Raw genomic sequence first — 22,166 nt, forward strand, 5'->3', positions numbered from 1 at the left:
CGCATGACTCGACACCAGCCGAGATCCTGGAGACGGCGCGCGGCAACTGCTGCGCTCGCCTCCAGTGTCATGGTTCTAGGCCTGCCCGCCGTCGGCGCGCAGGCGGCCGGTGGTCCCAACGCCGCCGCCGACGCCCCGGCCAAGTCCGGCAGCGCCCTCGGCACCCACTCGGCCGCCAATGTCGCCGACGGCGACGCCGACACCTACTGGCAGGCCGGAAAGAAGTCCGCCCAGTGGGTGCAGACCGACCTCGGCCGGACCGAGCGCGTCCGCCAGGTCGTACTGCGCCTGCCCGCCGACTGGCAGACCCGCAAGCAGACACTGGCCCTCCAGGGCAGTTTCGACGGCAAGAGCTTCGCCACGCTCAAGTCGTCGGCGCAGTACGTCTTCAGCCCCGGCAACGGCAACACGGTCGAGATCTCCTTCCCCGCGACCCTCGCCCGGTACGTGCGCGCCGACTTCAGCAAGAACTCGGTCGCCCCCACCGCCCAGCTCGGCGAGATGCAGGTCTTCACGGCCGCCGCCTCGACCCCCAACCTCGCCCTGGGCAAGACCTTCACCGAGAGCGGGCACGCCGACGTCTACGGGGCGGCCAACGCCGGTGACGGCAACCGGGCCACCTACTGGGAGAGCAAGAACAACGCCTTTCCCCAGTGGCTCCAGGTCGATCTCGGATCGTCGGTCAAGGTGAACCAGGTGGCCCTGCGGCTGCCCAGCGGATGGCCGAGCCGCAGTCAGACGCTCAAGATCCAGGGCTCGGCGGACAACCAGAACTTCACCGACCTGACGTCCTCGAAGGCATATACCTTCGAGGACGTCAGCGGCAACGACCAGTCGGCGACCATCGCCCTCGACACCACCACGACGCGCTATGTGCGCGTGCTGATCACTGCCAACGACGGCTGGCCCGCCGGGCAGTTGTCCGAGCTCGAGGTCTACGGACCGGCCACCGGCGACACCCAGGCACCCACCGCGCCGACGAACCTGAGCTACACCGAGCCGGCCACCGGCCAGATCAAGCTGACCTGGAACGCGGCCACCGACGACACCGGCGTGACCGGCTACGACATCTACGCGGGCGGTCAGCTGCGGGCGAGCGTCGCCGGGAGCGTCCTGACGTACACGGACACCCAGCCGGCCGACAGCGACATCACGTACTACGTCCGGGCCAAGGACGCCGCGGGCAACGTCTCCGCCAACAGCAACAGCGTCACCCGCAAGGGAACGAGCGGCGACACCCAGGCCCCCACGGCGCCCGGCAACCTCGCCTACACGCAGTCCGGCAGCGAGGTGAAGCTCACCTGGCAGGCGTCGACCGACAACGTCAAGGTCACCGGCTACGACGTCTACGCGGGCGGCCGGCTCGTCAAGTCCGTGGCGGGCGACGTCACGACGTACACCGACACCCCGTCAGCCGCGGCGACGGTCACCTACTACGTGCAGGCGAAGGACGCTGCCGGGAACGTGTCGGCGGCGAGCAACAGCGTCACCCGGCCCGGATCCGGTTCCGACTCCGACCTCGCCCAGGGCAAGCCCATCGAGGCATCCTCGTACACCTTCACCTACGTGGCCACCAACGCCAACGACGGCCGGACCAGCACCTACTGGGAGAGCGCGGGCGGCGCCTACCCGGCCACCCTCACCACCAAGCTGGGCGCCAACGCCGACCTCGGCCAGGTCGTCGTCAAGCTCAACCCGGACGCGGCCTGGTCCACGCGGACCCAGAACATCCAGGTGCTCGGCCGCGACCAGGACGCGACGGCCTTCACCAGCCTCGTGGCGGCGAAGGACTACACCTTCAACCCGTCCAGTGGCAACACCGTGACGATCCCGGTCTCCGGCGCGGCCGCGGACATCCAGCTGAAGTTCACCGCCAACTCCGGCGCTCCGGGCGCGCAGGTCGCCGAGTTCCAGGTGATCGGCACCCCGGCCGCCAACCCGGACCTCAAGGTCACCGGCATCACGAACATGCCCGCCGCCCCGCAGGAGACGGACGCCGTCAGCCTCTCGGCGACCGTCACCAACAGCGGCACCAAGGCGTCGAAGGCCACCGACCTGAACTTCACGCTCGGCGGCACGAAGGCCGCCACGGCGGACGTCCCGGCCCTCGCGGCCGGCGAGTCCAAGACGGTCACCGCGAGCATCGGCACCCGGGACGCGGGCAGTTACGCGGTCGGCGCCGAAGTGGACCCGTCGAACGAGGTCATCGAGCAGAACGACGCGAACAACGTCTTCACCCGCTCCGACGCCCTTGTCGTCAAACCGGTCTCCAGCTCCGACCTGGTCGCCGCGCCAGTCTCATGGGCCTCGTCCAGCCCGTCGGCCGGTGACGACGTCAAGTTCACCGTCGCGATCAAGAACCAGGGCACGACGGCCTCGGCCTCGGGCGCCCACGACGTGACGCTGACGGTCCAGGACTCCAAGGGCGCCACCGTCAAGACCCTGACCGGCTCCTACAGTGGCGCCATCGCGGCCGGTCAGACGACCGCACCCGTCAGCCTCGGCTCGTGGACGGCCGCCAACGGCAAGTACACCGTCAAGACCGTCATCGCCGACGACGCCAACGAAGTGCCGGTCAAACGGGCCAACAACACCACCACGCAGCCCCTGTTCGTCGGCCGCGGCGCGGACATGCCGTACGACATGTACGAGGCCGAGGACGGCACGGCCGGCGGCGGAGCCAAGGTCGTCGGCCCGAACCGGACCATCGGCGACTTCGCCGGCGAGGCCAGCGGCCGCAAGGCGGTCACCCTCAGCGCGACCGGCCAGTACGTCGAGTGGACCACCCGCGCGGCCACCAACACCCTGGTGACCCGCTTCTCCATCCCCGACGGCACCAACACGACGCTGAACGTCTACGTGGACGGCCAGTTCCTCAAAGCGATCGATCTGACCTCGAAGTACGCCTGGTTGTACGGCAACGAGACGGCACCCGGCAACTCGCCCGGCTCCGGTGCGCCCCGCCACATCTACGACGAGGCGAACCTGCTGCTCGGCAAGACCGTTCCGGCTGGTTCCAAGATCCGGCTCCAGAAGGACGTGGCCAACACCTCCACCTACGCCATCGACTTCATCAACACCGAGCAGGCGACCGCGGCTGCGAACCCGGACCCGGCCGGCTATGCGGTCCCGGCCGGCTTCTCGCACCAGGATGTGCAGAACGCGCTCGACAAGGTCCGTATGGACACGACGGGCAAGCTCGTCGGCGTCTACCTGCCCGCCGGAGACTACGAGACCTCCAGCAAGTTCCAGGTCTACGGCAAGGCGGTCAAGGTCATCGGAGCCGGACCGTGGTTCACCCGCTTCCACGCGCCCTCCTCACAGGAGAACACCGACATCGGCTTCCGGGCCGACGCCACCGCCAAGGGCTCCACGTTCGCCGGATTCGCCTACCTCGGCAACTACACGTCCCGCATCGACGGACCGGGCAAGGTGTTCGACTTCGCAGGCGTCTCCGACATCACCATCGACAACATCTGGGTCGAGCACATGGTGTGCCTCTACTGGGGGGCCAACACCGACTACATGACCATCCAGAACTCCCGTATCCGGGACATGTTCGCCGACGGCATCAACATGACGAACGGCTCCACGGACAACCACGTCGTCAACAACGACGCCCGGGCCACGGGCGACGACAGCTTCGCCCTCTTCTCGGCCATCGACGCGGGCGGAGCCGACGAGAAGAACAACCTCTACGAGAACCTGACCTCCACACTCACCTGGCGGGCCGCCGGAATCGCCGTCTACGGCGGCTACAACAACACCTTCCGCAACATCCGCGTCGCCGACACCCTGGTCTACTCCGGCATCACGATCTCCTCGCTGGACTTCGGCTATCCGATGAACGGCTTCGGGACCGACCCCACGACGATCGAGAATGTCTCCCTGGAAAGGACGGGCGGCCACTTCTGGGGCGCGCAGGTCTTCCCGGCCATCTGGGCGTTCTCAGCTTCCAAGGTCTTTCAGGGCATCCGCGTCAACGACGTCGACATCGACGACTCCACCTACGGAGGCGTGATGTTCCAGACCAACTACGTCGGCGGTCAGCCGCAGTTCCCGGTGAAGGACACGATCCTCACCGATATCTCCATCACCAACTCCAAGAAGAGCGGAGACGCGTTCGACGCCAAGTCCGGGTTCGGCATCTGGGCCAACGAACTCCCGGAACCCGGTCAGGGCCCCGCCGTCGGCGAAGCCACCTTCCGCAACCTGCGGATGAGCGGCAACGCCCAGGACTTCCGCAACACGACCAGCACGTTCAAGATCAACGTCGAGTAGACCGGGAACAGCACCGAACGGCACGGGGCCTCTCCCCAAGGAGAGAGGCCCCGCGTCGTCGTACACGGGCGGAGCCTGCGCGGCGCTTGGTCCAGCGGCGGGGCTTCCGCTACGAAGGGGTTGCGTCCGCCTACCTCTACATCGACGGGGGCTGGCGGGACCACGAACGCTGGGCCATCACCGCACCGAACCCCTGGACACCCGATCCGTCCCTACCCGAGGTCTGAGTCGCCCGGCGCGACGGTGCGGCGGGCTGATGATCCGCTAATCTCATCGCCTTGGCAGTGCTCCATCGGTTCCTGGTGAGGTTATGGCCGACTCAGCCCCACACGATCTGCCGCTGTCCTTCGGACAGGAGCAGCTCTGGTTCCTCGACAGACTGCGGCCGGGCAACTCGGTCCACAGCGTCGCTGTCGCCCTGCGCATCCGGGGAGACCTGGATATCGAGGCGCTGCGTCGGGCCTTCGGCGAGATCGTGCGGCGCCACGACACACTCCGGGCCCGCTTCCCCGACAGAGCCGGCGTGCCGGTGTGCGTACAGGCCGATGGCGCGGAACTTCCGCTGTCCTTCACCGATCTCGGCGGGCTCCCGGAGGACCGGCGGGAGTCCGAGGCGGAGCGGCTGTTGAGCGAGGAGGCCGACGCTCCCTTCGATCTTGCGTCGGGGCCGCTGATCCGGTTGCGGCTGGTGCGCCTGTCCGGCGAGGACCACGCGCTGGCCGTCACCGCGCATCAGATCGTCCTTGACAGCGCATCCATGGAGGTGCTGCTTCGCGAGCTCGGGCACGTCTACGCGGCGTTCCGGGACGGCCGGCCCCTCGTGCTGCCCACGCCCTCCCCGCGGTACGCCGACTACGCGCGAGAGCAGCGCGGCCGGTCGTACGCCGCCTCGCTGGAATACTGGCGGAAGCGGCTCGATAGCGTGCCCGCGATGCTGCGGCTGCCGTGCGACAGACGTCGGCCCGCCGTACGGAGCGGACGCGGGGCAGCCCAAAGCTTCGAGCTCGACCAGGAGCTGACGGCCCGGCTGACCGGCTTCAGCGACAGCCGGGGGACCACCGTGGCAACCACGGTCCTCGCGGCGTTCAAGACCCTGCTCGCTCACTACTGCGACCAGCGGGACATCGCGGTGGGCACAATCCTGCCCAACCGGCCGCAGGGCGAACCGGACAGCGCGATCGGGCACTTCGCCAACACGGTGGTACTCCGCAGCGACCTTTCCAGCGCCCGGCTCGAGCCCGGTTTCGGCGAGGTCGTCCGCCGGGTGGACGCGGCGGTGCGGGAAGCCCGTGTGCACGGCGATATGCCTTTCGAAGAGCTGATCAGAATCCTTCAGCCGGAACGTGATCCGAGTTCCACCCCACTGTTTCAGGTGCTGTTCCGCGCGTCGGAAGGCCGCGAGGAAGCAGAGGGAGCAGAGGGAGCAGAGGAGGCACCGGAGTTCGCCCGGCTCGCGGTGGAGCGCATCGACCTGCCGCGCACCTCGGCCAGGTTCGATCTCACCCTGGGTGTCAGGCATCTGGGGGAGCGGCTGGTCTGCGAGCTGGAATACAGCACCGACCTGTTCGAGCCCGCCACGATCCGGCGGATGGCCGGACACCTGCGGCAGCTGCTCGAAGACGCCCTGGCCCATCCCGACCGGCCCGTCAGCGCACTGCGCCTGCTCCTCCCGGCGGAACGCGAGCAGATCCTGACCGGCTGGAACGACACCGGCTGGAACGACACCGGCTCGGAGCGCGGTGAGCCCCGGTGTCTGCACACCCTCTTCGAGGAGCAGGTCCGCCGCACGCCGGAAGCCCTCGCGGTGGTGTGGCGGGATCAGCGCCTCACCTACCGGCAGCTGGACGAGCGCGCCAACCAGATGGCGCACGCCCTGCGCTCCCGAGGGGTCGGGGCCGAAACCGGCGTCGGCATCTGCCTGGAGCGCTCGGCCGCGACCCTGGTCGCCCTGCTCGCGGTGTTCAAGGCGGGGGGCACCTTCATCCCGCTGGACCCGGACTACCCGGCGGAGCGCCTGGCGTTCATGCTGGCGGACTCCAAGGCCTCGCTGCTGATCTCCGACGCCACCACGGCAGCGGCCCTGACCGGAGCCGACGCCGTACCCGTCCTCCTGATCGACAGGGACGACCCGGAGATACGGTCCCAGCCGACGCTCCCGCCGGTCACCGGTGTGCACCCGTCGAATCTCGCGGGCATGCTCTACACCTCCGGCTCGACCGGAACCCCCAAATGCGCGATGCTCACGCACGCGAACTTCGCCAACTACTTCCACTCGTTCGAGGAGCGCTACGGCCTGAGCCGGCGCCTGAGGGCTCATGTGCAGATGGCGAGCTTCTCCTTCGACATGTTCATGGGCGACACCATGCGCGCGCTGTTCACCGGCGCCACGCTGGTGGTGTGCCCGCGCGAGGTCTCGCTGTCGCCGCCGGAGCTGCTCGACCTGATGCGCCAGGAAGGCGTCAACAGCGCGGAGTTCGTGCCGCCGCTGCTGCGGGTGTTCCTGGACCATGTCGAGGCGAGCGGGGAGTCGCTGGAGTTCCTGGACTTCCTCATGGCGGGTGGCGATGTCTGGTACGTACGCGACTTCGAGCGCGCGCGGCGGCTGTGCCACCCGGGGACCGTGATGGCCGGGACCTACGGTCTCACCGAGTCCACCATCGACAACACCCACTTCGCCGAGGGGCACCCCGGCGACGACCCCGATGGCGCCCTCCCGGTCGGCCGCCCGCTGCCGGGCAGCCGGATCTACATCCTCAACAGCGCGCTGCAGCCGGTCCCGCCCGGAGTCGCAGGTGAGCTCTATGTCGGGGGTGACGGCGTCGGCCGCGGCTACTTCGGCCGGACGGCCCTGACCGCGACCCGTTTCGTGCCGGATCCGTTCAGCGGGGTCCCCGGGGCGCGGCTCTACCGCAGCGGTGATCTGACCCGGTACCGACCCGACGGCACGATCGAGATCGTCGGCCGGTCCGACCACCAGGTGAAGGTCCGTGGCTTCCGGGTCGAGCTGGGGGAGGTCGGGGAAGCCCTGCGCGGCCACCCGGATGTCGAGGACGTCCTGGTCATCGTGCATGACAAGGCCCCTGGGGACCGGCATCTGGTGGCCTATGCGTCGGTCGCCGCCGGACGGTGGCCGACTTCGGGCGAAACGCGGCCCACCTGGGAGCGAGAGACCAGGGCCCGGCTACGCGATCACCTCCGTGGGCGGCTGCCGGGCTTCATGATCCCTTCAGCGATCGTGCTGCTGGAGAGCATGCCGCTCAACTCCAACGGAAAGCTCAACCGCCGAGGGCTGCCGAGCCCCGAACAGGAGCTGTCCGCCCAGGTCGGCGGCGGCGCCGAGCCACGCAACCCGGTCGAGGAGATCATCGGGGGCATCTGGAGCGCCCTCATCGGGGTCGGCAGTATCGGGCTCGGCGGCATCGGCGTGCACGACAACTTCTTCTCCATCGGCGGCCATTCACTCCTGGCCACCCAGGTGCTCGCCCGGATCCGCACCGATCTGGGGGCCGAGCTCCCGGTGCGCGCGATCTACGAGAGCCCCACCATCGCGGGACTCGCCGAACGGGCCGAGGCGTCGCTGCGGGCCGGCACACCGACGACGCCGCCGATCGTGCCCCTGCCCCACGTCGCCGGACAGCGGCTCCCGCTGTCGTTCGCCCAGCGACGCCTGTGGTTCATCGACCAGTTGGAGCCGGGCAGTCCGGCCTACAACATCGCCTCTCCGCTGCGGCTGCGCGGCGCGCTCGACCGGGAGGCGCTGCGGCGGAGTCTGGAGGCGATGGTCGAACGCCACGAGGTGCTGCGTACGGTCTTCGGTTCCGATGACGGCGAGCCGTGGCAGGAGATCGGGCCCGCGCCGTTCTGGGAACTGGCTCTCACCGATCTCAGCGGGCTGGGGGAGCAAGAGCGGACGCGCGAGGCCGAGCGGCTGGTCGGCGAGGAGGCCATACGCCCCTTCGACCTGGTCAGGGGACCGCTCATGCGGTCGGAGCTGCTGCGGCTGGCCGCCGACGAGCACATCCTGCTGCTGACCATGCACCATCTCGTCACCGACGGCTGGTCCGGCAGCGTCTTCTTCGAGGACCTGGCCGCCCTCTACGCGGCCGGGGGGCACCAGGAGCGGGCGGGCCTGGCCGAGCTGCCGGTGAGCTACGCCGACTACGCGGTGTGGCAGCGCGACTGGCTGCGGGACGGGGTTCTCGCACACCAACTGGTCTACTGGAAGGAAAGGCTGGCCGGCGCGCCGACGGCCGTCGAACTGCCCTTCGATCGACCTCGTGAGGCTGCCGGCAGTTCGGCGGGTCGGGTCGTGGAATTCCGCGTCCCGGCGGATGTTCTGGACGGGATCCGCGCCGTCAGCCAGGCCGGGAGCGCCACGGTGTTCATCACCCTGCTCGCGGCCTTCCACTGCCTGATGGGCAGGCTCAGCGGTCAGGAAGACATCGTGGTGGCCGTGCCGACCGCTGCCCGGGGCCGTACCGAACTCGACCGTCTCGTGGGCTTCTTCGTCAACACCCTGGCGCTGCGCGCCGACCTTTCCGGGAATCCCACCTTCCGATCCTTGCTGGACCAGGTACGGCGAGTGGCGCTGGACGGCTACGCGCACCAGGACGTGCCGTTCGAGAAGATCGTCGAGGAGCTGAACCCGGACCGGAGCCCATGGCACAATCCGCTGGCCCAGGTGCTCTTCGTACTGCAGAACAACGCCCCGGAGACCGCCGAGCTGACCGGACTTGACGTGGAGCCCGTACCGTTCGACGTCAGCACCTCACAGTTCGACCTCGGCATGCAGCTCTGGGAGACCGACTCCGGGCTCCAGGGCGTGCTCTCGTACCGCACCGAACTCTTCGACGCGGACACCGCTGAGCGGATCACCTCCCTGTGGCGCACGCTGCTGCACAGCGTGGCGGCAGCCCCGGACACCCGCCTGTCCGATCTGCCCCTCTCTGCCACCGGCCCGCTCGCGGCACCGCCGGCCGGCGCGGAGCGCCCGCCACCGTCGATCGCCGACGGGCAGACCGCCGACGGGCAGACCGTCAGCTCCCTCTTCGACGCCCAGGTCCGGCGCACACCCGACCGGATCGCGGTGGTGTACGGCGCCACCGAGCTCACGTACGCCGAACTCGGCGAGCGGGCGGACCAGATGGCGCTGATGCTGCGAGAGGCGGGGGTGGGACCGGAGCTGACCGTGGCGGTGGCGCTCCCGCGCTCGGCCCACCTGGTGATCGCGACGCTCGCCGTGCTCAGAGCCGGAGGCTGCTGTCTTCCGCTCGACCCCGGTGCGCCACACGATCGCCTCGAACTGCTGCCGACCGACTGCCCGCCCGTTCTGACCGTCACGGATCGCGCCCATGCCTGGTTCCTCCCCGCCGACCTGCCCACACTGGTCATCGGCGAACCGCGTCCGGCCACCCCGCCGGATGTCCGTACACCGGCTCCACAGCCGGCCGGCGCCGCCTGCGTGGTCCGGGCAGCGGGCGAGGATGGCGAACCCCTGGGGGCCGTCCTCTCCCACCAGGACGTGCTGCGTGTGATCACCGGGGCCGGTACCTGGCCCGGGCTCGGCGACGTCTTCGACTTCACCGTATGGGAATGGTGGGGGCAGTTGCTGCGTGGCGGCCGCGTGACCGTCACGTCCCGCCGTTCGGCCGGCCAGGTCTCGGCCGGGCAGGTCGCGGACACCTACCCGAGTGCCGACCGGCCTCCGGCCTACGTACTGGACGGAGCGGGGCGGCGGTTGCCGCCCGGCGTCGTCGGCGAGCTGTACCTGCCCGGTCCGGGGCCTGCCCGTGGCTACCCGGGGCGCCCGGCCCGCACCGCGGAGCGCTTCGTGGCCGATCCGTACGGGCCGTCCGGCGGGCGGATGTACCGCACCGGCGCCCGGGCCCGGCTGCGCGGCGACGGCTCTGTGGATCTCGTGGGCCGGGCAGGTCAGGGGGAGAGCGCGGCTGCCAGCGCTCTTCCGATCACGGCCGACGGTCCGGAGGACAGCATCGCCGGATGAGCGCACTCGACGGAGATCTCATCGATCGTCCCATCGATGAAAGGGGTCCACTCCCTGACCGCGTCCCGGCCCTCGGGCCGGTCCAGGGCGGCGGTGAAGAAGAGGAGATCTCCCCGGTAACGCCGGGGTACGTAACCCCGCCACAGCGCACGGTGGTGCCTCAGGGCGGCCAGCACCCGCGGCATCTCGTCCGCCGCGAGCCCGTCGAGTCCACCGATCGCCTCGTGGAGAAGTTCCACCGCGTCGTCCTCCCCCCACCGGGGAAGCCGGTCGCCGTCGTCATGGAATTCCGGATAGCTGTCCAGCATGCCGAGGAACCGCACCTCCTCGCCCGCCTCTTGGAGCTGTACGGCGACGGCATGCGCGACGAGACCGCCGAAGGACCAGCCGAGCAGCCGGTACGGGCCGACGGGTTGCACCGAGACGATCTGCTCGCGGTAGTCGCGCGCCATCTCCTCGATGGTCGCGGGGCGCGTCGCCTCGTGCGACAACGCCCGGGACTGTAGTCCGTACACCGGCAGATCCGGTGGCAGATGGCGGATCAGCCCGGTGTAGCACCAGCTGATGCCACCACCCGGATGCACACAGAACAGCGGGGTGTCCGAACCGCCCGCCCCAAGCCGCAGAAGGACGTCGAAGGCCGCCCCGTCGCGCTCGCCGACCCGGCCCAGACGCCTGGCGAGGGCAGCGACCGTAGGCGCCTCGAACAGGTCTCGCAGCCGCACTTCCACGCCCAGCCGGGCGGCGATCCGGCCGACCAGCCGGGCGGCGAGCAGCGAGTGGCCGCCCAGTTCGAAGAACCCCTCGTCGGCGCCGATCCCCCACTCGGCGCCGAGAGCTTCCGCGAACAGTTCGGACAAGACCTCTTCGACCGGCGTGCCCGGTCCCCGGCACGACTTCGCGATGCCGGCCCGCGGCGCGGGCAGGGCCGCGCGGTCGAGCTTGCCGTTCGGCGTCAGCGGCAGCGCCGGAAGCGGCACCACGGCGGCGGGCACCATGTAGTCCGGCAGCAGCCGCCGCGCCCGCTCGCGTACGGCCGAGTCGTCCACCATGGTGTCCTTGGCGGGCACCACGTACGCCACCAGCCGCTGGTCTCCCCGTCCGTCCTCCCGAACCACCACCGAAACCTGGGCCACGACCGGGTCGGCGGCCAGTACGGTCTCGATCTCGCCGGGTTCGATGCGGAAGCCACGGACCTTGACCTGCTGGTCGGCCCGCCCCATGAAGTCCAGCACCCCGGTCGGCCGCCACCGTGCGAGATCGCCGGTGCGGTACATCCGCTCGCCCGGGGCCCCGAAAGGGCATGCGACGAACCGCTCCGCCGACAGTCCCGGCCGGCCCAGATATCCCCGGGCCAGGCCCGAGCCCGCGACGTACAGTTCGCCCACGACACCGGGCGGCACCGGAGCCAGCGCGGAATCCAGTACGTAGATCCGGGTGCCGGCCAGGGGACGGCCGATGGGCACCGGTCCGGGCGGGAGCTCGGCACCGGGCTCCACGGGGAAGTCGGCGCAGCTGACCGTGGTCTCCGTCGGTCCGTACACGTTGTGCACGGTCATGTCCGGGTGTCGGCGGCGCCAGCTGTGAAGCGCCTCGGCAGTCAGGGCTTCGCCGGCGAGCAGCAGCTGACCGGTGGGCGAGCAGATGTCGGATGCCTCGGCCAGCAGCGGCAGATGACTCGGTGTGGCCTTCACGAAGGTGAACTCCATACCGGCCGGCTCCGCCATCTCGGCCAGCTCCGGGATCGAGGCCGTGAACAGGCAGCCGCCGACCGTCAGCGGTGTCCACAGGGCGGTGACCGTCAGATCGAACGAGAGCGACGTATGGAGCAGAACCGTACCGGCGGTCGCCGGGTAGGCCCGGCGTGCCCAGGCCAGGTAGTCGGCCAGAGCTCCGTGGGTGACGATGACCCCCTTGGGGCGGCCTGTCGATCCTGAGGTGTAGATGACATAGACCGGATGACCGGGAAGTGTCCGCACGGCCGGATCGGTGGCGGGCCGGCTCTCCAGCTCGGCCTGGACCGGGGAGCTGTCGAGGCACAGCCGGGGGATGGTCGGCTCGGCCGTCGGGTCGGCCTGTGCCGTGGTGAGGACCAGCTCCGGCCGGGCGTCACGGAGCATGGCGCCGAGCCGTTCCACCGGATAGCCGGGGTCCAGCGGAAGGTAGCCGCCCCCTGCCTTGAGGACGGCCAGGAGCGCGATGACGGCCTGCGCGGAACGGGGCAGGGCGACCGCGACCAGCTTCTCCGGGCCGATTCCGCGTGCGGCCAGCAGATGCGCCAGCTGGTTGGCCCGCGCGTCCAGCTCCGCGTACGTGAGCACCAGGCCGCCGTCGGACACGGCCGGTGCGGCCGGGGTCCGGGCGGCCTGGGCCGAGAAGAGCGCGGGCAGGCTCGGGGCGGGTGCGTCCAGGCCGGTGTCGTTCCACTCGGTCAGCACATGATGGCGCTCGGCGGCGTCGAGGATGTCGATGCGTCTGACGGGAAGCTCCGGGTTCCGCGCGGCTGCGGCCAGGATCCGTACCAGACGGGTGGCCATACGTTCGGCCGTCCCATGGTCGAACAGGTCGGTGCGATACCGGAGTTCCCCCGAAAGGCCGACCGGTTCACCGTCGCCGCCGAATCGCTCCCTCAGACTGACGGTCAGATCGAACTTGGCGCTTCGCGTGTCCACCTCTTCGAGGCCGACCCGCAACCCCGGCAGGTCGGGGACGGCATCACCCTCAGGCTCGAAGACCAGCATCACCTGGAAGAGCGGATGCCTGGCCAGGGACCGCTCGGGGCTGATGAGTTCCACGACTCGTTCGAACGGAAGCTCGCTGTGTGCGTACGCCTTCAGGGTCCCGCTCCGCACGCGCTCCAGCAGCTCCCGGAAGGTGGGGTTGCCTGAGGTGTCGGTACGCAGGACCAGAGTGTTGGCGAAGAAGCCGACCAGTTCCTCCAACGCCACCTCGTCGCGGCCCGCCGTCACGGTGCCGATCGGGATGTCGGTGCCGGCCCCGAGCCTGGTCAGCAGCAGCGCCAGCGCGGCCTGGACCACCATGAAGGAGCTGGCCCGCGCGTCCCGTGCCAACCGGGTCAGTCCGCGGTGGGCCTCGCCGCCGACCTCGATCGGTACGGCCCCACCACGAAAGTCGCTCACGGCCGGCCGGGCCCGGTCGGCGGGCAGCGACAACTGCTCCGGCAGGCCGGTGAGTTCGGCGGACCAGAAGGCGGACTGCCGGGACACCTCGCTGTCCGGGTCGTCCTCGTCTCCCAGCATCTCCCGCTGCCAGAGGGCGTAGTCCGCGTACTGGACCGGCAGCGGTTCCCACTGCGGTGCGCGGCCATCCGCCTGGCACCGCGCCCGGTACGCGGTCCCGAGGTCACGGAAGAGCGGGCCGATGGACCAGCCGTCGCAGGCGGTGTGGTGAATCACCAGCGCCAGTACCGATTCCTCCGGTGACAGCGGCAACAGCCGGGCGCGGACGGGCAGCTCGCGCGCCAGGTCGAAGGGGCGCGCGCCGAACTCCTCGAGGTCATGGGCGAGCGCCGCCTCATCCGTCTCACCCACCTCGTACGGCACGCTCAGCGCCTCCGGACCGAGGATGTCCTGGTGCGCGGCCCCCTCCTTCTCGGTGAACACCGTGCGCAGACTCTCGTGGCGGACCATCACATCCCGCAGGGCGGCCTCGAGGGCGGCATGGTTCACCGGCCCGGAGAATCGCAGCGCCAAGGGGACGTTGTAGACCGCGCTGGGCCCTTCCAGCCGGTCGATGAGCCACAGGCGCTGCTGGGCGAAGGACAGCGGAATCAGGCCGGCCATCCGGACTCCCACAGTGTGCGGTTGAGGGTTACGGGTACCAGAGCGACCGCCAGTACCGCCGCGAGCAGTGTGAACATGACGCCGGGCGAAAGGAAGTCGAGCAGCAGACCGCTGCCGAGCGTCCCGGCGGGCATTCCAAGGGTGAAGAGCATGAAGGTCGCGGCCATGACCCGGCCCCTCAGCTCGTCGGGGACCTGTTGGAAGATCAGCACATCGGTCATCACATCGAGCGACGGGTCGCTGAGCAGCATCACCGCGAGTACGAAGAAGACCAGGACCGGGCTGCTGGACAGCGGCAGCACCAGGAGCGGCGGCACATAGAGCCAGGACGCGGCGATCAGCAGCTTCCCGGGGCCCATCAGCCGGTGCAGCCGGCTGACGAAGAGCACCCCGACGATCCCGCCCACCGCCTCGCCGGACAGGGCGAGGCCGATGCCGGCACTGCCGACCCCGTCGCGCTGCAGGAGCACCAGGCACGACAGCACCGTGGCGGAACAGACCAGATAGAGCGCGAAGGTGATGCCCACCGTGGCCCGCAGCAGCGGGCTCCGGGCCAGGAAACGGATTCCCTCCAGGGCTCCGCCGCGCGCCTTCCCCCCGCTCGTCTCCGCCTTGCCGTCGAACGGGACCGCACAGGCCGCGCCGAACGAGAGCAGCGAACCGACAGCCGCGCCGATGAACGGAGCCGAACGGCCGAGCCCGAAGAGGAATCCCGCGAGCGGCGGCCCCAGCAGACCCGTACCGTTGGTCCGCAAGCCGTCCTGGGCGAGTGCCTGCCGCAGCTGGGCCTTGGGCACGACCGAGCGAATCGCGAGCGTCCGGACCGGAAACGCATAGGCCATGGTGGCGCCGACCACCACCGCGACCAGCAGGATATGGGTGAGGGTCAGCCGGTCCATCGCGAGGGCGAGGGGGACGGTCAGGGACGCCAGGAATCGCAGCCCGTCGGCCACGACGAGGACCACCCTGCGGTCGTGACGGTCCGCGACAGTGCCCGCGTGGATCCCGAAGAGCACCTGCGTCAGAAGCTGCACTCCGCTGAACGCTCCGGCGGCGAACGTCGATCCGGTCATCGCCAGCAACAGGAGCGGATACGCGGTGGTGGACATGCGGGAGCCGAGCAGCGACGCCGCGGCACCTCCCCAGAGCAGCTGGAAGCGCCAGTTCCTGCGCAGCGGACGCAAACCCGCGGTCGTCTCACCCGCTTCAGCCGACGCCATCCCCTGCCCCCGCTTGCCGACGCCCAAAATAATTCGGCCATGATTTCAGGGCCGAGATCAAATGTGCAAGGCTTGTCGCCGGGCCGCGGAATCTCCTAGATTGCCCGCAGTCATGACGGCGTATGCGGGCGACGGGGAGGGGTTTGCCGTGACAAATCCGTTTAGTCTGGTCGATGTGCACAACGAATGGGATCCGCTCGAAGAAGTCATCATCGGCACCGCGACCGGCGCACGCGTACCGATCCCCGACAAGGGCCTGTTCACCCTGGAGTACCCGGAATACGGTACGGTCGACAAAATCCCTTCCGGTCCGTATGCGCACCATATTCTCGAGGAGACCGAGCATGAATTGTCCATGCTCTGCGATGAGCTCACGAAGCTCGGCGTGAAGGTCCGGCGGCCCGGGGCCCGCGATCACACGGCGAAGCTCGCCACCCCGGACTGGCAGACCGACGGCTTCTACGACTACTGCCCGCGCGATGTCTTTCTGACCGTGGGCAGCACCGTCATCGAGACCCCCATGGTTCTTCGGTCGAGATTCCTGGAACCCTTTGCCTACAAGAACATGCTGCTGGAGTTCTTCGAAAGCGGAGCGCGATGGATATCGGCTCCGAAGCCGCGGCTCGGCGACGACATGTACGACATGGACGCCGAGCCCGGACGGCGGCTCGGAAACCTGGAACCCGCATTCGACGCCGCCAATGTGATGCGCTGCGGGACGGATCTGCTGTATCTGGTGTCGGACAGCGGAAACGAACTGGGCTGGAAATGGCTCCAGTCGGCGCTGGGGGACACCTATACGGTTCATCCCTGCCGTGACATCTACACCGGAACCCATATCGACACCACCATCGTCCCGCTCCGGCCCGGACTCGTACTCCTCAATCCCGAGCGCGTCAACGACAAGAACATGCCGGACTACCTCCGCGGCTGGGACCATCTCTGGTGCCCGGAAATGACCGAGACCGAGTATGTGGGGGAGTACCCCTACGGTTCCCCCTGGGTCGGCATGAACCTCCTGGTCATCAGAGAGGATCTGGTAGTGGCGGACGAGCGGCAGCCCGCGCTTCTCCGCGCTCTGGAGAAGCGCGGGATCGACGTCCTTCCGATGCGCCTCACCCACGCGCGCACCCTGGGTGGATCGTTCCACTGCGTCTCCCTCGACATACGCAGAACCGGAACACTGGAGACGTACCGCTGATGCGATCGGAGTTCATCGAAAAGAACCTCGCAACACCGGTTGTGTCCGCCCTGCAGCGTCGGCTGGCGATCGCCGAGTCGCGGCCCGACGAACCATGGTCGGTTCTCGTGGAGAACGTTCCCTGCTGGCCGGAGGGGAAGCGGCCGGAATCTCGTACGGCTGCTCCGGATTCCGACGACGCTCCGTACTTCTACGCGCCTTCGCAGGGGCTGCCGGTCCTGCGCGAGGCCATAGCCCGGCGCGAGCGCGAGATGTCCGGAAGCGCGGCCGTGCATCCGTCGAACATCGTCGTCAGCGCCGGCGGTATGCACGCTCTGGGGCTTGTGTTCCGGGACAGCGTCGCCAGGGGATACCGGAAGGCGATCTGCCAGGCTCCGGTGTTCCGCGGAGTGCATGACGCGATGCTGGCGGCAGGGCTGGCGGTCGAGACGGTCACGCTCACGGGGTCGGCGGAGGACTGGGACGTGCTCGCCCCGATGTGCCGCGAGCCCACGGTCCTGTACGTCAACTTCCCGCACAACCCCACGGGAGCCACGGCGGCGGCCGGGTATCCGCGTTTCCTGAGCAGGTTCGCGGATGCGCACGACGTCCTGGTGGTCTACGACGCCGTCTACGATTCCTTCTCCTTCGGACCGGAATTCTGTGCTGCTCCCGTCGATCTGGCGGTCAGCAGGACTGACTTGGTCGTGGTGAACTCCATGTCGAAAAACTATGGACGGCCCGGCGACCGGATCGGCTGGATCACCGGACATGAAGAGACGGTCGGCCGAATCGTCCCCCGTCTGGAGTGGGAGGCCGTTTCGATCAACAGCCGGGCGCAGCAGCTCGCGGCGGTGGTCATCGGCCATGGAAATGCCGCGCTGGTCGACGGGGTTCGGGCCGGCCGCGACGCCATACGGCGCGGCGCGGCCGGTCACCACCTCCTTGACGCCCCGCTGCCGAACGGTGGCACCCAGCTCTGGATGGACCTCGGGATGGCCGATGTCGAGGCTTTCGCCGACTTCGCTCTCGACGAATACCGGCTCGTGCTCACGACATCGGAGAACTACGCTCCGGTGATCCCGGGATTCATTCGCTTTCCCACCGGCCTGGCACCCCGGACGATCCAGGAAGGTCTCGCACTGCTCGACCGGGCCATGGCCGCTTGGGAAGTCCGGCAGCGGACCTAACCGGTCTTCCGGACAAGGAAGCCGAGTTCAAGGCCGGTCGAGTCGACCTCCGGGTCAGTGGTCAGGCACTCGACGACCGAACCACCCGCTTCGGTGAAGAGGTCCCGCCAGAATTCGGCGGTCTCGAGCCGCTGCTCCGTCACCTGGTGCAACAGGTAATAGGGATTGTAGTAGGCCAGCCCCAGGCCATGCCTCATAACAGCGGGGTCGGTAGGCCGATGGTCGACCTCCACAACGATCAGATAGGAATCCGGCGCCTGCTCCAGAGCGGAGCGCACAAGGTCGACCACTGCCCCGCGGTCGCGCTGTTCCAGAACTTCCTGAAGGGAAAACGCGGTGATGAAGCAGGCCGAGCGGTGCGGCAGATCGAGTTTGCGGGACAGGAAATCCTGAGCCGTGGACACATCGAACGTCATCTCCGACCCGCGTCCTTGTTCCCGGGAGAGCGCACGGGCGCGCGCGATACTGCTCGCGTCCGGGTCGATGCCGATTCCCCGGCCCCCGTCCGCGCGGATTTCGAGCAGGAACGAGCCGTCCCCGCAGCCGAGATCGACCACGACCGCGGGCTCCTCCGGCAGCAGCGCCAGCAGGCGCCGTACCAGAGGTATGGCATCGTGGCGGCTGATCCCGCAGCTGCCCAGGCCCACCATGCCGCCGTTACGTCCCGCATACGCCCCCGGGTCGGCCATGACGGCCGGCAGTTCCCCAAGGGTCGCGGAATACCCGCCGATCAGCAGCTCGTACCACGGTCGGAACCGACGCGTCTCCTCCCCCTTGTGCGTCAGCCGTGGGGAGGTCTCGGGATCGCGCACGATGCCCTCGGTCGCGAAGTAGCGCAGGAGGCCGAGGAGGCGTTCGGGGTCCATACTCAACCGTTTCGCCACATCCGCCGGTGACCGGTCGGCTGTCGTCCGGTCGGCAGCCAGTTCGTCCAGCAGCCCAGAGGTCAGGCCGAACTCGATCGCCTGCGCCAGGAAGAAGTGGCGCACCGGTTGCAGCGCCTCTATCAGACGAGGTTCGAAATCATTCATTTGCGATATATCCCTTTCGAGCGCCCCGCGATTCCGTAAACATCACAGAGGGCATCCTCGGCCGACGTGCCACAGAGCACAATTAAGCTGCGGACCCCAGTGGTTGACGCCATAGTGTGAGCGAAGATTGGCAGGTCGATGGTAATGCCCGAAAAGAAGTCCTCACATGGTCCCGCGGCGTCAACAGCACCTCGCCCCGAAGTGCTGCCCTTGTCCCCGGCGCAGCGTGGCCCGTGGTCCCTGTATCAGCTGCACGGCCCCGACGGGACGCACAATGTCCCGGTGGTGACCCGGATCCAGGGCGTGGTGGACCGGGAGGCGCTCACCGCCGCGCTGACGGACCTCACGGCGCGGCACGAGGCCCTGCGTACGCTCTATGCCGAACGTGAGGGGGTGCTGGTTCAGATCGTCGTTCCCGCCGACCGGGCCCGGCCGCGGCCGCGGTTCACCGACACCACGGCCGAGCAGGCGGAGCATGCCATCGCCCGGGCCTGTGCCCACGTCATCGACCTGTCCACCGACCTTCCCCTGCACGCCGAACTCATCGCCACCGGCCCACAGGACGCCACCCTCGTCCTGACCGTCCACCACATCGCCATCGACACCTGGTCCGTACGCCCGCTGCTCAGGGATTTCGACACCGCCTACACGGCGCGCACGGGTGGCAGGGCGCCACAGTGGGGCCCTGCGCCCCGTTACGCCGATCACGTGACCGCGGCGGCCAACCGGCTTGAGCAGCTGGGGGATCGGCAACGCGACTACTGGACCGATCAGTTGGCCGGCCTGCCCGAGGAGCTGAGGTTGCCCGTCGACCGGCCTCGGAGGCAGGTGCCCGGCCGACAGGCCGCCACCGTGGACTTCACGGTCGGCGCGGAGCCGGCGCGGGCGCTGCGCGAATGGGCCCTCAGCCGAGGTATCAGCATGTCGGCGGTGGCGCAGGCAGCCGTCGCCGCCCTGCTGCACCGCGTCGGCGCGGGCGACGACATCCCGCTCGGCATACCGGTCTCCGGCCGACCCCACGGCGAGTCGCGGGACCTGATCGGCCGCTTCGCGAACACCCTGGTACTGCGCGTCGACCTCTCTGGGGACAGCGGCTTCGACGACCTTCTCACCCAGGTCCATACCACGCTCCTGACGGCCCACGAGCACCAGGACCTGCCGTTCGATCCAGCACGGCATCCGCTCTGCCAGGTGATGGTGGGCCCCCTCGCGGCGGACGCGTACGACCTCCGGTTCGACCTTGCCTTCGACCTCGCCGAACAAGGGCCCGACGGCCGCCTTCACGGCCGGATCGCCTACCGTCGCGATCTCTTCGACCCACACACGGCCGAATCGCTCGCGCAGCGACTGGTCCGCCTGCTTGAGCAAGTGGCGGCAGACCCGGAACAGCCGGTGGGCCGACTGGACGTGCTGGTCGCGGACGAGCGCGCGTGGGCCGTGGACGGGTGGAACGACACCGCCCACGAGGTGCCGTCCACGACCCTGCCGGAGCTGTTCCGCGCGCAGGTGGCGCGGACACCCGACGCGACCGCGCTGGTCTTCCGTGATGAGCGGCTGACGTACGCGGACCTGGACGCACGGGTGGAGCGGCTGGCGCGGGTGCTCGCCGGGAAAGGCGCGGGGCCGGGGGAGACGGTGGCGGTCGCGCTGCCGCGCTCGGTGGAGCTGGTGGCGACGCTGCTCGCGGTGCACCGTACAGGGGCGGCCTATCTGCCGCTTGACACCCGGTATCCGGCCGAGCGGACCGCCTTCATGCTGGACGACGCCCGTCCGGTCCTCGTCCTGGACGGGGCGGCGCCGGACGGCCCGCCCGCTGAGTTGCCGAAGGCGTACGCTCCGAGCCTGCCCGCGTACGTGATCTACACATCGGGCTCCACCGGCCGCCCCAAGGGTGTGGTCGTGCCGCATGCGGGCATCGTCAACCGACTGCTGTGGATGCGGCACGAGTACGGGCTGAGCGGCGCCGACCGGGTGCTGCAGAAGACCTCCGCGAGCTTCGACGTGTCGGTGTGGGAGTTCTTCCTGCCGCTGGTCACCGGGGCCACGCTGGTCGTGGCCGAGCCCGACGGCCACCGCGACCCGGCCTATCTCTCCGAGCTCATCGAGTCCGAGGGGATCACCACGGCGCACTTCGTGCCGTCGATGCTCGAAGCGTTTCTGGACGCGCTCGAGGCAGAGCCGTCGGCGGTCGGGTGCACCACTGTGCGGCGCGTCATCTGCAGCGGCGAGGCCCTGCCGGCGTCGCTCGCCGGACGCTTCCACCAGGTCCTGCCGACCGCCGAGCTGCACAACCTCTACGGCCCGACCGAGGCATCGGTGGATGTGACGGCCGCCCAGGTCGTCCCCGGCGTGGATCCGGTCCCCATCGGCCGCCCGGTCTGGAACACCCGGGTCTACGTCCTGGACACGGCCCTGCGGCCGGTGCCCCCGGGTGCCGTGGGGGAGCTCTACCTCGCGGGCGCACAGCTGGCCCATGGCTATCTGTCCCGCCCCGGCCTGACCGCGGGGCGGTTCGTGGCCGACCCGTACGGCGACGGCTCGGGCGCCCGCATGTACCGCACCGGTGACCTGGGCCGACGGACCCGCGACGGCGCGCTGGAGTTCCTGGGCCGGGTGGACGACCAGGTCAAGGTGCACGGTTTCCGCATCGAACCCGGGGAGATCGAGGCGGTGCTGGACGCGCACGAGTCGGTGGCCCGCGCCGTCGTGGTGGCCCATGAACAGCGGCTGCTGGCGTATGTGGTGCCCGCGCCGGGCCGGGTGCCGAACGCCACCGAGCTCCGCGATCACGTCCGGTCGGCGCTTCCCGAGTACATGGTTCCGTCCGCCGTCATCGCCATCGACGCCCTGCCGCTCACGCCGAACGGCAAGCTGGACCGCAAGGCCCTTCCGACGCCCCCGGCGCACGCCCCGGGCCCCGATGGGCCGGCGGCCCTGGGCGAGCCCGAACGGACGCTGGGCGCGCTGTTCGCCGAGGTGCTGGGGATGACCGGGGTCGGCCCCGACGACAGCTTCTTCGACCTGGGCGGCCATTCTCTGCTCGCCATCCGACTGATCAACCGCATCCGGGTCCGGTTCGGCGTCCGGCTGAAGGTGCGCACCCTGTTCGAAGCGCCGACCGTCGCCCAACTGGCCCCGCGCCTCGCCGAGGAGTCGGCCGACCGGACACCACCGGGGGTGGTGGCGGTCGTGCCGCGCCCCGAGGTGCTGCCGTTGTCCCCCGTCCAGCGTGGCCTGTGGTTCCTGCATCGGCTGCACGGCCCCGACGCGACGCACAATGTCCCGATGGTCACCCGGATCCAGGGGGCGGTGGACCGCGACGCACTGACCGCGGCACTGGCCGACCTCACGGCGCGGCACGAGGTCCTGCGTACGCTCTATGCCGAACGTGAGGGGGTGCTGGTTCAGATCGTCGTTCCCGCCGACCGGGCCCGGCCGCGGCCGCGGTTCATCGACA

The 22,166-nt window shown here is 69.5% G+C and carries 7 protein-coding genes and 1 pseudogene; 5 read left to right on the forward strand and 3 right to left on the reverse strand.

Features of this window, described 5'->3' with window-relative positions:
- Nucleotides 1–3 precede the first annotated feature (3 nt).
- Both ACWDSL_RS12255 and ACWDSL_RS12260 read left to right on the forward strand, forming a co-directional pair.
- On the forward strand, nucleotides 4–4,281 hold the full coding sequence (locus ACWDSL_RS12255; protein WP_450484381.1) for a discoidin domain-containing protein: 4,278 nt from the start codon (nucleotides 4–6) through the stop codon (nucleotides 4,279–4,281).
- 310 nt (nucleotides 4,282–4,591) lie between these two features.
- The gene (locus ACWDSL_RS12260) at nucleotides 4,592–10,285 is read left to right on the forward strand and encodes an amino acid adenylation domain-containing protein (protein ID WP_450484382.1); all 5,694 of its coding nucleotides are present in this window, start codon (nucleotides 4,592–4,594) and stop codon (nucleotides 10,283–10,285) included.
- Here ACWDSL_RS12260 and ACWDSL_RS12265 read toward each other — a convergent pair.
- The gene (locus ACWDSL_RS12265; protein ID WP_450484384.1) at nucleotides 10,213–14,088 is read right to left on the reverse strand and encodes a non-ribosomal peptide synthetase; all 3,876 of its coding nucleotides are present in this window, start codon (nucleotides 14,086–14,088) and stop codon (nucleotides 10,213–10,215) included. The genes ACWDSL_RS12260 and ACWDSL_RS12265 overlap by 73 nt on opposite strands.
- The gene (locus ACWDSL_RS12270) at nucleotides 14,076–15,308 is read right to left on the reverse strand and encodes an MFS transporter (protein WP_450484386.1); all 1,233 of its coding nucleotides are present in this window, start codon (nucleotides 15,306–15,308) and stop codon (nucleotides 14,076–14,078) included. The genes ACWDSL_RS12265 and ACWDSL_RS12270 overlap by 13 nt, the downstream gene beginning before the upstream one ends.
- A 148-nt stretch (nucleotides 15,309–15,456) precedes the next feature.
- Between ACWDSL_RS12270 and ACWDSL_RS12275 the strand changes: the two genes are divergently transcribed.
- Entirely contained in the window at nucleotides 15,457–16,509 is a 1,053-nt protein-coding gene (locus ACWDSL_RS12275; RefSeq protein ID WP_450484388.1) for an inosamine-phosphate amidinotransferase 1, read from the forward strand.
- On the forward strand, nucleotides 16,509–17,678 hold the full coding sequence (locus tag ACWDSL_RS12280) for a beta-methylarginine biosynthesis bifunctional aminotransferase (protein ID WP_450484390.1): 1,170 nt from the start codon (nucleotides 16,509–16,511) through the stop codon (nucleotides 17,676–17,678). Before ACWDSL_RS12275 ends, ACWDSL_RS12280 begins: the two co-directional genes overlap by 1 nt.
- Here the strand turns inward: ACWDSL_RS12280 and ACWDSL_RS12285 are convergent.
- Nucleotides 17,675–18,709, reverse strand: coding sequence for a 2-ketoarginine methyltransferase (locus ACWDSL_RS12285; RefSeq protein WP_450484392.1), 1,035 nt, complete (start codon nucleotides 18,707–18,709; stop codon nucleotides 17,675–17,677). The two genes, ACWDSL_RS12280 and ACWDSL_RS12285, sit on opposite strands and share 4 nt — an antisense overlap.
- 177 nt (nucleotides 18,710–18,886) lie before the next feature.
- Between ACWDSL_RS12285 and ACWDSL_RS12290 the strand changes: the two are divergent.
- Nucleotides 18,887–22,166, forward strand: a pseudogene (locus ACWDSL_RS12290) (non-ribosomal peptide synthetase); the annotation flags it as partial.

The organism is Streptomyces sp. NPDC000941, from assembly GCF_053599555.1.

Coding starts and splice junctions, on each gene's coding strand:
- ACWDSL_RS12280 (WP_450484390.1), top strand. CDS start 16,509: ATGCGATCGGAGTTCATCGAAAAGAACCTCGCAACACCGGTTGTGTCC.
- ACWDSL_RS12265 (WP_450484384.1), bottom strand. CDS start 14,088: ATGGCCGGCCTGATTCCGCTGTCCTTCGCCCAGCAGCGCCTGTGGCTC.
- ACWDSL_RS12260 (WP_450484382.1), top strand. CDS start 4,592: ATGGCCGACTCAGCCCCACACGATCTGCCGCTGTCCTTCGGACAGGAG.
- ACWDSL_RS12255 (WP_450484381.1), top strand. CDS start 4: ATGACTCGACACCAGCCGAGATCCTGGAGACGGCGCGCGGCAACTGCT.
- ACWDSL_RS12285 (WP_450484392.1), bottom strand. CDS start 18,709: ATGAATGATTTCGAACCTCGTCTGATAGAGGCGCTGCAACCGGTGCGC.
- ACWDSL_RS12270 (WP_450484386.1), bottom strand. CDS start 15,308: ATGGCGTCGGCTGAAGCGGGTGAGACGACCGCGGGTTTGCGTCCGCTG.